This is a genomic window from Pseudanabaena sp. lw0831, assembly GCF_016584665.1.
GTDB lineage: Bacteria > Cyanobacteriota > Cyanobacteriia > Pseudanabaenales > Pseudanabaenaceae > Pseudanabaena.
Genome location: NZ_BBJB01000104.1, coordinates 1 through 13,384, shown reverse-complemented (window position 1 = coordinate 13,384; position 13,384 = coordinate 1). Strand labels below are relative to the sequence as shown.

Here is a 13,384-nt window from a genome sequence, read left to right as displayed (position 1 = left end):
TGCTGAAGAGCCGTATATTTGCGTTCTGCGTAAATTGTCGAACTAGGTATGGGAAAAGTATCATAAATATTTTTTCCAATTAGTTGCTGAGGATCGACGAGATGTCCACCTTGAGGTGACACCATAAAATCCATATATTTTCCTTCGCGATTAACTCGAAATACAATATCTGGTAAGGCTTTAAGAGTAGCTCTGGCTCGTTCTTCGCTGCGTCGTAGAGCTTCTTGCATGGCATAGCGATCGCTAATATCCATCACAATTCCTAACAATCGGGTTACCTTTCCCAGAGAATTCCAGATCGGCTCAGTTTTAATAAAAATATAACCAATGGAGCCGTCTGCACAGACAATTTCTGCATCAAGGGTAAAGGATTCTCGATATCTAATTGCTCTTTCATTCAGTAGTTTTAAGCGCTCTTGCTCATGGGGTGCTAAAAATTGGATAAATTGTTCATGGGTTAATGTAGAGCTATCGGGGTCTAGGGAGAGAATAGTGAAAATCTCCTCTGACCAAGTAACTTTTTGGGTGATCACATCCAGTTCCCAACTACCAAGATGGGCAATCTGTTGTGCTTCTCGCAAGCTGGCTTCACTCTGCCGTAAAGCCTCGGTGCGTTGTTCCACCCGATCTTCCAATTCTCGATTTAACTGCTCTAGGTTTTGGGTGGCTTGTTCCCGCTCGATCGCAATTTCGACAATATTTGCAGCAAGACTGATCGCCTCTAGTTCCCGTGGCTGCGGAATATGAATATCGTGGTGATAAACGGCAAAGGTGGCTAGCGCCGAACCATCACTAGCGATCGCAGGAAATGACCAGCACGATCGCAAATTATGAGTCAAGGCTAATTCCTTAAAATCCTGCCAAAGTGGATCGATGGCAATATCAATAACAATCACAGGTTCTTTGCGAAAGGCTGCTGTGCCACAGGAGCCAGCACCCTCGCCAATTGCTAGCCCTTCGATGGCTTGATTGTAAGCATCGGGCAAATTGGGCGCTGCTCCCAGATGCAATATGCCATCGCGATCGCAAAGTAAAATAGAACAGATCCCTCCTTCAATTTGATCTTCCGTCGCACGTACCAGCATATCCAGAATATCTGGCAAAGGTTCTCCTTTTGCAATTCGTTCCAAGATCGAATTTTGCATCTCTACTCGCAGTTCTGCTTGTTTGCGAGTAGAGATGTCTAGATACGTAGCCGTCATCCGTAATGGTTTATTAGTGGCATCCCATTCGACCACTTTACCCTTGCTCAATACCCAGATCCAAACGCCAGATTTATGGAGCATTCGTAGTTCGCATTCATAGCTCTGGGTCTCTTGGCGAAGGCATTGCTCTAAAGCAAAATTAACTTTCTGAAAATCATCTGAATAGGTATGCTGTTGCCAAGTTTCAAAACCGATCGGTAATAACTCTTCAATAGAATAACCGATGATTTTAGCCCATTGCTCATTGATCGTTACTGCCCCTGTCTGAATATTCCAGTCCCATAGACCAATGCCTGAACCTTCAATGGCGAGTTGCAGACGTTCTTGGGCGCTATCTAGCTCCTGTTTTGAACGTTGGCGCTCTAATCGGATCTGAGCTTCCCGAATTTCTCGGCGTACAGCCTCAGCTAACCGAGTTAAGCTCCCTTTCATTAGGTAATCATGAGCGCCTGCTTTCATCAGTTGTACCGCTGAAGTCTCGCCAATTACACCAGAGACGACTATAAAAGGAAGATCGGGAAATTCTTGTTTGACGATTTGAAGTGCTTGAGATGCATCGAACTTAGGTAAATGGTAATCAGAAATGATCACATCCCAAGTTTGGCTAGTTAGGGCCGTGCGGAGAGCTTCGGCTGTCTCTACTCGTTCCCAGACAACATTGAATCCCCCACGGCGCAGTTCGCGCATTACTAAAAGCGCATCGTCCTCCGAATCTTCAATACTTAAGACCTTTAGGCTGTCAGTCATGGCTTACAAGCCTCCTGGATTGGTTTCATTAATGACTGCCCAGTACAACCCCAGTTGACGTACAGCTTCCGTGAACTTTTCGATTTCCACTGGTTTTCGTACATAGCTATTCGCTCCCAAGTTATAACTATCGATGATGTCGCGCTCTTCGCTGGAGGATGTCAGCACAACTATAGGTAATAAATGTGTACGTGCATTAGCTCGAATCTGTCGTAATACTTCCAGTCCATCAATCTTAGGTAGCTTGAGATCTAGTAAGACTAAACTTGGTAATGGATTAGCATTTAATACTATTGACAAGGCTTCTTCACCATTACGGGCGACGAGAATTTCATTGACAACATTACCGCGACGCAAGGCGCGAATTGTTAATCTTTCATCGTCAGGGTTATCTTCAACCAGTATGATCGGGCGTAAAGTCATGATTTAATCTCCTATTCCGATTGGCAAATTAGTCACTGCACTGGGCATGGTATCGGGTATGGTGAAATAAATAGTCGCACCATGCTCGATCGCGCCTTCTGCCCAAATGCGCCCACCATGACGATGAATAACCCGTTGTACAGTGGCAAGTCCGATACCCGTTCCTGCAAATTCATTGTTGTTGTGTAGGCGTTGAAAAACTCCAAAAAGCATGTCGGCATAGTTCATATCAAATCCTGCTCCATCATCGCGCACAAAATAGGTGAATTGAGCATTTTGTTCATTTGCAGGGGGGATTAAGCCAAATTCAATCCTCGCCGTCGCATGATTACTAGTAAATTTCCAAGCATTTTGTACCAAGTTGCTGATCACCATCTGAATCAGAGTACTATCGGCTGAGACAAATACATTTGGAGCTATCACAAACTTAACTTGTCTCTCTGGGTCTGCTATTTGCAGTTCATTTAACTGTTCAGCAACTAGCATACTGAGATTGACCTCGCTATATCGCATCTCAGATCGAGACACACGGGATAAGCGCAGGAGGTCGTCAATCAACATCCCCATACGTTTAATATTCCGACGAATGCGATCAAAGTAATCCTTGCCCTCATCATCAAATTTGTCTCCATAATCTTCGATGAGAGCTTGGCTAAAGCCGTCAATCGCTCGTAAAGGCGATCGCAAATCATGGGAAACCGAATAAGCAAAGGCTTCTAGTTCTCGGTTAGAGGCAGCTAACTGCGTGGTGGTGCGGATCAGGTTGGCTTCTGCTTGTTTGCGATCGCTAATATCTAGAGCCGTGCCTATTAGTTGAATGACGCGATTAGAAGCATCTAAAATCGGTTCTCCCCTTGCTTGGATATATCTGATCGTGCCATTTTGATGGAAGAATCGGAATTCAATATCAAAGGGTTGTCCAGTGACAATAGCTGTCTGTAAGGCTTGCTGATGATGGTCGCGATCGTCAGGATGTACTAATTCTTGGAGTTCATCGAAATTGGGAGGAGCCATAGTCCTATCCCGTCCAAAGATATGAAACAACTCATCTGACCAAATGACTTGCTCAGGATCGAGGATAAATTCCCAACTTCCTAGCCTACCAATTCGTTGAGCAGTCTTTAAATGGATATCACTTTTGCGTAAGCGATTCTCAGCCTGTTTTTGTTTAGTAATGTCGATGTGGCAACCGATCATTCGCAGGGGCTTATCTTCTTGATCCCATTCGATCACCTTGCCAGAACAGTTGACCCAGACTGTAGAGCCATCTTTGTGGCGATATCTGACTTCATTGTAAAATGGAATTTCCCCGTAGCTCTGGATATGTTGGTCAAAGCAATCAAAAAGCATTGGTAAATCTTCATCAAAGATCAGATGTTGCCAAGTCTCAGGAGAATTGGGCAACTCATCATCTTCATAGCCAAACATTTGCTTTAGTCCTTTACTGAGATATTCCTCGTTAGTTTGCAGATTCCAATCCCAATAGCCTGCAAGGACAATATCGAGAATATTTTCTAGGAATTTTAATTCTTGGCGAACTTGCTCAGTAAGAAATCGTTCTGCGGCGGCTTTTTTGCGATCGCTAATATCTGTATGCGTTCCCAACATCCGTATGGGATTACCAGCCTCATCCCAAGCTACAATGCTACCAAGAGAAAGAATCCATTTCCATTCGCCTGTTTGCGTAAGTTGGCGAAATTCCACCTTGTATTCTGGCGAAATTCCCGCCACATAGTCTTGATACACTTTCGTAACATGCTCACGATCGTCTGGATGCAGACGTTCGATCCATTTAGCATTAGTTTCCTGAAAAGTAGCAGGATTATGACCTAGCATCGTGGCATATTCAAGACTGACGATCGCTTCCCCAGTTTGCAAATTAAGATCGTAAAGTCCTTGATTGGTGGCTCTAAGGGCTAGACGCAAACGCTCTTCGTTCTCATATAGCTGCTGTTCGTCTTGGGCGCGCTGTTGGGCATTGGCAATAGTTTGAGCCATTACTTGCAGCAACCTAATGATTTCCTCATCCCAATTGATGACATCGCTGAAGGATGCAAATCCTAATGTTCCTGTGACAACAGATTTTTGAATTAGGGGAACCAATAACGAAGACACTATGTTGAACTGTCGCCAACTTGCTTGATCGATTATCGCCTCTCTAGGTGCATCTATAACTCTGGGTATATTCACGACTTCTCGCTGTAGCAGTTTCGCGTTAGCCCAAGGGAATGCGGATAAAGGAACATTCTGCACTTGTTCGATTTGTCGAGGGTATTTGGGCTGAGCCCATTCATGGGTCATGCTCACAGTTCCCTCTGGGAGCGGAGAGTCATCTCGATCTTTTACCAGAAATTTGATCAGATAGCTGGTGTCAGAGTTGGTCGCTTCGCCAATCAGTTGGAGGGAGCGATCGATCTCCGCATCTAGATAATCTGGGCTAATATCGATGAATCGACTGGTGATTTCGGCAATTAGCTGATTCAAGTCTCGCTGCAATTTCAGAGCTTGTTCGGTGGCTTTGCGATCGCTAATATCTGTAATCGTAGCGATATAACCAATAACTTTGCCAGACTCATCACTTTCAGCTACAGCCTCTGCATATGCCCAAGTAATTCTCCCTGATAAATTTTGAAACCGATACTCAAGTTTGAAGGGGCGATTTTCTTGTATGGAATCATTCCATTCTCTCGAAAGAAGTTCGCGATCGCTGGGATGAATGCCATTGATCCAACCAAGGTCCTCAGCCTCTGATGGCGTTAATCCTGCAATCTGACACCATCGATCGTTCACATAGATACAGTTACCAAGCTCGTCAGTACGACAAATTCCCACAGGTGCAGCTTTGATCAGCGAGACAAACCTTTGTTCATTCTGCTTTAACTCCGCTTCGTAGGATTTGTTTAAAAGCTGAGATGAGGAATGCAGCTCTTGCCAAAGGCTTTCGATGGTGACAATCCCCAAGAGCCGATCGCGATCATCCAAAATTGGCAAATGTCGAATGTGCTGATTTTGCATCATCTCTATCAATGCGGATAAATCCGCAAATTCAGTTTCCTGAATTGTGAGAACGGGCGAGGTCATTACCGCCTGCATGTTCAACGTTTCTAGCGATCGCGACTGGGCAATAAGACGCACCACATCATGTTCTGTGAGAATACCAAGGACTCGTTCCCCTTCAACTACCAACACACAGCTTGCTCGAACCTTTGCGGTCAAATCAATGTCACGACTCTCGCTCATCAGGGCAATCGCTTCTATGACTGGAGTTTCAGTCTTAACAACTAGTGGGTTATGGACTATTGCTGCCCCCAGATCTTTTGTAGTGAAGACGTTTACATCGGTAGACATAAATATTGTGCAATTCAAAAAACACACGCAAAAGTCAGAAATTACCTCTTATTTTAGCCCTTTCACTCTCATTCAACCGAAAAAACAAAGAATTTTTTTTATTGTTTACATGATTTCTAAAAGCCAAAAGCTGAAGTCTGCGCGACGCAGAGACTTCAGCTTTTTTTATTTGGTATAAATTTATAAAATGCTTTGAATCATAGCTACTAATTGCTTTAGCTTCAGAGGTTTACTCACATATTCATTAGCTCCTGCCGCAAGACAGCGATCGCGATCGCCTGACATGGCTAATGCTGTCATCGCAATAATTGGTATATCAGCTAAGTTAGGATCAAGGCGAATTTGTCTAGTCGCCTCTATGCCATCCATCACGGGCATTTGAATATCCATCAAAATTGTGTCAGGTTGATGAGCTTTGGCGATCGCGATCGCCTCCTGCCCATTCCTTGCTAACAAAACGCGATAGTGCTTAGCTTCTAGATAGCTCACAATGGTAATGATATTAGCTTCGTTGTCTTCTACTAATAAAATAAGCGGGGATTGACTATCGTTCTCGTTAGTGATTGGAGCATCCAATAATGGAGCATCCAATAATGGAGCATCCAATAATAAAGTGGTCTCTGGTTGGTTACTGACGACTATTTCAGAAGAAAAATCATGGGGTAGATCGACTGTAAAACAGCTCCCCACACCTAATTCACTAGTTAGTCCTACTCTGCCATTATGGAGTTCGACGATGCGCTTCACTAGGGCAAGCCCTAGCCCCGTTCCTTCATATTGGCGATTTAAAGCACTATCAATTTGGATAAAGGGCTGAAATAATTTCTTGATATTTTCTGGTGAGATGCCGATACCCGTATCGATCACAGAAATTCGTAAGTATTGCAGTGAAGGGCGATCGCTCGTAGCTACATCAGGAGGCAACTCAGGAGGCAACTGCGTAACTTCTAGATTTACTCGTCCTTCCTTTGGCGTGAACTTGACTGCATTGCTCAGCAGATTAATCAAAACTTGGCGAATACGTCGTTCATCAATAAACAGTCTAGGGAGATTTAGCGGAATTTTTACTTCAAGCTGAATGCATTTTTGCGAGGCATGTTGTTTGATAAATGACAGGCTAGATTGGCAGAGATGACTAATTGATGTGGGGGTGCAATCCAATTCGATTTGTCCCGCTTCAATTTTCGCCAAATCGAGGATATCGTTGATCAACTCCAGCAGGTGAGAGCCACTGCGTTCAACAGTTCCCAATGCTTTAAGCTGTCGCTCGTTAAGATTGCCATAGACTTGCTCTTGCAGCCCCTCAGTCATACCCAGAATAGCATTAAGAGGCGTGCGAAGTTCATGGCTCATATTAGCAAGAAATTCATCCTTAAGTCTTGTAGCACTGATCAATTCTTCATTGGTTTGTTGGAGTTCTGCTGTACGTTCTCCGACTTTGCTCTCTAAGGACTGATTGAGGTGGTGAAGTTGTAGCTCGGCTTGCTTACGCGCAGTGATATCCCGACAAATAGCAAATTGGACGATCTCATCTGCCCAATTAACGCTGCTAGCACTTATTTCCACAGTACATAGCGAGCCATCCTTCCGACGATGAAAGGTCTCAAACTTTACCCTTTTATCTTGCCCAAACTCTTGAACTCCCTTATGAAGTTCTTCTATTGTCCATCTGGCATCAATGTCGTAGATACTCAGTGCCATAACTTCTTCGAGGCTATAGCCTAACATCTTCGCAAAACTCTGATTAGCTTCTACGATCTTACCTTCAAGATCTAAAACAAATAGACCATCTACGGAAGTGTTAAAGAGTATTTCACTGCGGCGAAATTCTTTTCCCAGAGCTATTTCTGCTTGTTTGCGATCGCTAATGTCACGAATCATAAACAGGGCTTCATCTTCGCCGCTCTTCACAACTCTAACTTCTTCATCTATCAAGCGATCCGCTACTTGAACTTGTTGCTCGTAGACTTGTAGTTCACCCGTTTCTATAGCTTTCTGTAAATAGTAAAACTGACGTTCGACAATAGCTTCAGGTAACACATCCGCCATCGACTGACCAGCGCGATCGATCTTGGGAGTAGCGATCGCAAAATCACGATTTTGCGTGACAAATTCCCGATAAACTCCATCAGCCCCAACTCGAAGCATCAGATCGGGAATGGCTGAGAGCATTGCTTTGCTATGGGCTTCACTACTCGCCAGTGCTAATTCAGCTTGTTTACGATCGCTAATGTCGCGAATCATAAACAGGGCTTCATCTTCATTAATCTTGATCACTCTAACTTCTTCGTCATAGGTGCGATCGCCATCTTGAACTTTTTGCTCATAGAACTGTAATTCACCAGAATCTAGGGCTTTTTGTAAATAGTGAGTATGACGTTGAGCTATCTCTGCGGGTAACATTTCCAACATCGTTCTACCGACGAGATTGACATCTTGCAACGCCATCGCAAAATCCTTGGGCTGAGTGATAAACTCCCGATAAACCAAGTCTCTCCCAACCCGAAACATTAACTCAGGAATCATCGATAAGATTGCACGGCTCTTGTCTTCACTGGCGGCTAATGCTATTTCAGCTTGTTGGCGATCGCGCTGAGCAAAATGCTGTTCGCTAATATCTCGCACCAGCAACAAGACTTCATCTTCACTATAAGGAACAATTCGCACTTCCTCGATTTGCTCCTTTCCATCAATAGAAAGAGTTTGTTCGTAAATCTGGATAGAATTAGTTTGTAACGTCAGTTGGATATAATCCATCCGTTGTTGGACTACATCAGGAGGGAGTGCCTCAGACATATGGGTTCCCACGAGATCAGTCGAAACTCCCAACATAGGGAAGCTAGGACTGGCAATAAATTCCGAGTAAAAGCCTTCCCGATTGATGCGGATGATCATATCGGGAAGAGCACTAAGTATGGCGTGTTGATGAGCTTCACTCTTGAGTAATTTAGATTCTGTTTGCTGACGCTCAACTAGTCGATCTTGCAGTTTTTGCTTGTCGTTAGCTTGCCCAATGGCGATCGCATGGCTAATATACCTAATAAACAAAGCCGCGATCGCGACTGATATGAGAAAACTAGTGATACTTATTTGCAGGCGAAGTACTTTAGCTTGACTAAGTTCATTGTCAGCTTTTTTTTCATGTTGGTGTATAGCTTGGATAAATCTGGATAGGCGTTCGGGAAACTCAACAAACCGCAGAAAATTTTTACTCTTAAAAAACTTAACTAGCTGAGATTCTGCTTCTGCGAGGTTTTTTGGTGATGCAGTTAACCGATCTAATCGCTCAATCAGATCTTGAGATTCTTGTTTAAATTCTCTTAGAAAAGCCTCATGTTCCTTTAGTAGTGGTTCTAGCCCTTCAATCTTTGACAACTCGCCTGAAGCATTATGAATTTCCAAAAGGGTTAAGGTTTTTTGAATGGATTCAATCCATTTTGCACTTTCATGCCGAAAACCTTGTGGATCTTTTAAATAGGGGGATAATTGTTTGGCAGGACGATTATACAAAACATCTAATTGCAGGGCGTTTAGTGATTGATGCTCTTGCGATATAGTTTGGTTCTTTTGAAATACTTCTTGATGATAGTAATTCCCCAATAGCAACCCAGTTGCAGTACCTAATGAGGTAATACATAGGGCGATCGTATATCCGTAAACTATTTTGTTGCTTAAAAACATTGGGGATGAAAGCTTAAGCTAAAAGCTGATGAATAATTTTAACCAACTGCTTAAGTTTAACTGGTTTCGTCAAATAATCGTTAGCACCAGCTTCTAAACATTTTTCGCGATCGCCTGTCATGGCAAGTGCCGTCAGCGCAATAATCGGAATCTCAGCAAAGCTTGGATCAAGACGAATTTGTCTGATCGCCTCTAGCCCATTTATAATAGGCATTTGGATATCCATCAAAATCAGTTCGGGTTGATGAGCTTTAGTCAGTTCAATTGCTTCTTGTCCATTCCTAGCTATTAGCAGGCGATATCCCTTGGCATTCAGGTAGCTAGAGAAAGTGCTAATATTGGCTTCGTTATCCTCTGCGATCAGGATAAGAGGCGATCGGGTAAAGGGCTGGTTACATTGCGAGGAGTCTAGTTCTGGAATATCAGTTAGTTCAAATCCCGCTGTCATGTTCGATAAAGAGGGCGTATCGAGCGTACAGGGTAAATCAATCGTAAAACGACTTCCCACACCCAATTCGCTAGTTAGTCCCACCCTGCCACCGTGGAGTTCCACAATCCGTTTAACTAGGGCAAGCCCCAAGCCAGTCCCTTCATATTGACGGTTCAAGGCACTATCGACTTGGATAAATGGCTGAAATAGCTTCTTAATATTCTCTGGTGAAATACCAATGCCTGTATCGATTACGGCAATGTGCAAGAAGTGTTGCCACGGGAAATCATCAGTAACTGGATCGGAAGAGAGTTGGCTGACCTCTATGGTGATGCGTCCCCCCTCTGGAGTAAATTTCACCGCATTGCTAAGTAGATTGATCAACACCTGACGGATGCGCCGCTCATCTATTAATAGGCTGGGTAGGTTTATTAGGAGCTTAATCTCAAGCTGAATGCGTTTTTTCACCGCTTGTTGTTTGATGAAGGCAAGACTGGATTGACAGAGGTGAGCCACATTGCAGAGGTTGCAGTCTAGTACCATCTGCCCTGATTCAATTTTGGCAATATCAAGTATGTCGTTGATTAACTCTAACAGATGATTGCTGCTGCGTTCTACGGTTTGCAATGCCTTGAGTTGTCGCTCATTTATATCTCCAAAGACCTTCTCTTGCAGCCCTTCAGTCATACCCAAAATAGCGTTGAGGGGGGTGCGGAGTTCGTGACTCATATTAGCTAAGAACTCGTCCTTAAGACGGGTAGCCCGACCGAGTTCTTCGTTAAAAATGGAGAGTTCTTTATTACTCTCGGCGAGTTTTAATTCTGTTTGGCGACGTTCGGTAACGTCTTGGAACATTCCCACCAAACCAAAAACTTTATTTGTCGAGTCTTGCAGTGGGGCTTTGTGGGTTTCTATCCATCTCTGTTCACCATTAGGTAAAGTCAGCGTTTCTTCGATTTTGAGTCTAGTTTGAGTGGATTCCATAACGCGCAGATCGTCGGCACGATAGGCAATCGACTCATCTTCTGTCCATGAAAGATCGAAATCAGTTTTGCCAATAATTTCGTCCGCTGATGACAATCTGAGGATTCTGGCAAATTGCTGATTACAGCCCAAATAGACAGACTCTCGATCCTTCCAAAATAGTGGAAGCGGGATGGTATCGATTACTGTTTGGATAAACTGTTGAGATTCTAATAGAGCTTTCTCAATCTGTGTGCGATCGCTAATGTCTCGGATCAGAAAGACTACTTCATTATTGTTGCAAGGCGCAACGCGGACTTCTTCATAACGAAGTTCGCCATCAATCCAGACCTCCTGTTCGTAAGTTTGCACTGTTTGACTAGCAAACGCTTGCTGAATGGCAACGTATTTAGACTCTGAATGAGATGGCAAAATATCTGCTGGCAAAGACTCAAAGATACTTTTGCCAATTACTTGTTGAGGATCGACCAGATTCTTCCCTTGGGGAGATGTTAAGAAGTCAATGTACTCACCATCTCGGTTAACTCTAAACACTAGATCGGGTAATGCTAATAGAGTGGCTTGGGCATTTTCTTCACTACGTTTGAGGGCTTTTTGGGTGGATTTGCGATCGCTGATGTCCATCACAATTCCAAATAATCCGCTTACCTGTCCTGCTTGATCATAGATGGGTTCGGCTTGAGCAAGAATGTACCCAGAAGAACCATCAGCTCGAACAATCTCTAGATCTGTTGTATAGGTTTCCCCATGCTGAATAGCTCTATCTACGAGATGAGTAAGGCGCTCTCGTTCATCCAGTGGATAGTAGTTGAGTAACTCTTCATAGGTGGGTTGTGGCTGATCGGGGGCAAGCCCAAAAATTTTGAAGACTTCATCAGACCAGATCACTTTCTGATTGTGCAGATCTAGCTCCCAATCGCCAAGATGGGCTATCTGTTGTGCTTGACTTGCACGCAGCGCAATCTTTCGTAGAGCCGCAGTACGCCTTTTTACTCGATCTTCAAGATCTTGATTGAGTTGCTGTATCGCTGCTTCGGCTTGTTTGCGATCGCTGATATCCCGCACGATTGCCAAAACTTCTTGATCGTTAATTGCTAGTATCCTGACTTCTTCGTAGACTACACGATCCTGCTTGAGAAAGTGATGCTCGTAGACTTGCAATTCACCCGTAGTGATTGCTTGCTCGATAACTTGCAACTGCTTTTGGATCAATTGCGGTGGTAAAACTTCCGAAATGTGATTGACAATTGGTAAAAACTTCTCCGACTCAATTCCAGCCTTGACGTAAGCCAAGCAAGTGCCATCGCGCTGAAGTCGCAGCAATAAATCGGGAATCGCATCCAACATGGTACGAATAGTTGCTTCGCTGGCTTGCAAAGCGGCAGTCCGTTGTTCTACTTTCTTTTCTAAATCTTGGTTGAGTTGCTGTAGTGTAGCTTCGGCTTGTTTACGATTAGCTATATTCGCCATCTCGATTAAGGTGCTTTTGTCTAGCACCCCAGCGATGCGATCGCTATCATCTAGTACAGGCAGATGTCGAATGCGATGGTGTTGAAATAGGGCTAGAGCCTCGTTAATATTAGAAAATGATTCTTGGATGGTAACAACTGGATGGCTCATTACCGCCTGAATTGGCAACTGGTCTAAGGATATGGGCTGTGTGATAATGCGGACAATATCTCGTTCGGTCAAAATGCCGATCAGACTATTTTTTTCTGATGGACTTTCTACTACGAGTACATAGTTTGAGTCAGTTTCACCCATCATTACGATCGCTGCCATGACTGTCATATCTGGTGAAGCCAACGGCGGATTGCGGTCGATTGCAGATAGTAAATCTTTGAGGCTGAGGAGACTTGAAGAATTTATCACATTTATCTCTTCTAAGGGGCTAACAGGTTTTATATAATTTGGGTTAGTTCTTTGAGGCGCTAAGGCTTGGGAAGATACTCATTAGCTCTGTTAAATATTTTTCGCGATCGCCAGACCATCCATGCCAGACCATCCATTTCTGGTATTTGCACCATCAAAATCAACTCAGGATGGTGAGCTTTAGCCATTGCGATCGCCTCTAGCCCATTTTTGGCTATAACCATATGATAGCCCTTAGCAATTAAATAGCTAGAAATCGTAGAATCTTCTTATTATTTCGATCAAATCCCCTTGAGAATTTGCCAGCAAAATCCCATCACTATAAAAACCAAAATTGGTGCGTGGGGCTTAGCCCACCGCACCAATTTTGGGATCAATTATTTTATGCAAGTCTCTAAAAGCAAAAAAGAAAGTCATTGCATAGCAATGACTTTCTTTTTTGCTTTTAGAACGGGTTCGACGGGGCTCGAACCCGCAACTTCCGCCGTGACAGGGCGGTGCTCTAACCAATTGAACTACGAACCCAAATTTTGCTCTTAAATTTAATTCTAAAGATTGCTTTTGACTGGCTGATTTGCAGCTCGTTTTTTGCTTTTCTTTATTTAAGCGCTCCTCATTATGTAGATTTAAAAGACGTTTGTCAATACTCTACGCATATTTTTTTAATCAAAGCCCATTCATAGAGTTGCGGCGC

5 protein-coding genes, 1 tRNA gene and 2 pseudogenes are annotated in these 13,384 nt (G+C 43.7%); all 8 read right to left on the bottom strand.

Translation table 11 applies throughout. From position 1 onward, the window contains the following. The coding region (locus tag APA_RS21355) for a PAS domain-containing protein (protein ID WP_201324247.1) at positions 1–1,952 on the bottom strand (1,952 nt) is incomplete at its 3' end. 3 nt (positions 1,953–1,955) lie between these two features. Continuing rightward, complete coding sequence (locus APA_RS21350) at positions 1,956–2,378, bottom strand: response regulator (RefSeq protein WP_236579949.1); 423 nt, start codon at positions 2,376–2,378, stop codon at positions 1,956–1,958. Then, a complete protein-coding gene (locus APA_RS21345; RefSeq protein ID WP_201324245.1) occupies positions 2,379–5,723 on the bottom strand; it encodes a PAS domain-containing protein in 3,345 nt (1,114 codons plus the stop codon). A gap of 180 nt (positions 5,724–5,903) precedes the next feature. Then, positions 5,904–7,139, bottom strand: a pseudogene (locus tag APA_RS25920) (ATP-binding protein); the annotation flags it as partial. Positions 7,140–7,238: 99 nt separating this feature from the next. Then, positions 7,239–9,404: pseudogene (locus APA_RS25915) on the bottom strand (PAS domain-containing protein); the annotation flags it as partial. A gap of 13 nt (positions 9,405–9,417) precedes the next feature. Then, a complete protein-coding gene (locus APA_RS21335; RefSeq protein WP_201324243.1) occupies positions 9,418–12,690 on the bottom strand; it encodes a PAS domain-containing protein in 3,273 nt (1,090 codons plus the stop codon). 59 nt (positions 12,691–12,749) lie between these two features. After that, on the bottom strand, positions 12,750–12,914 hold the full coding sequence (locus APA_RS21330; RefSeq protein ID WP_201324242.1) for a hypothetical protein: 165 nt from the start codon (positions 12,912–12,914) through the stop codon (positions 12,750–12,752). Positions 12,915–13,141: 227 nt separating this feature from the next. After that, a tRNA-Asp gene (locus APA_RS21325) sits at positions 13,142–13,215 on the bottom strand. Between the last annotated feature and the right edge of the window lie 169 nt (positions 13,216–13,384).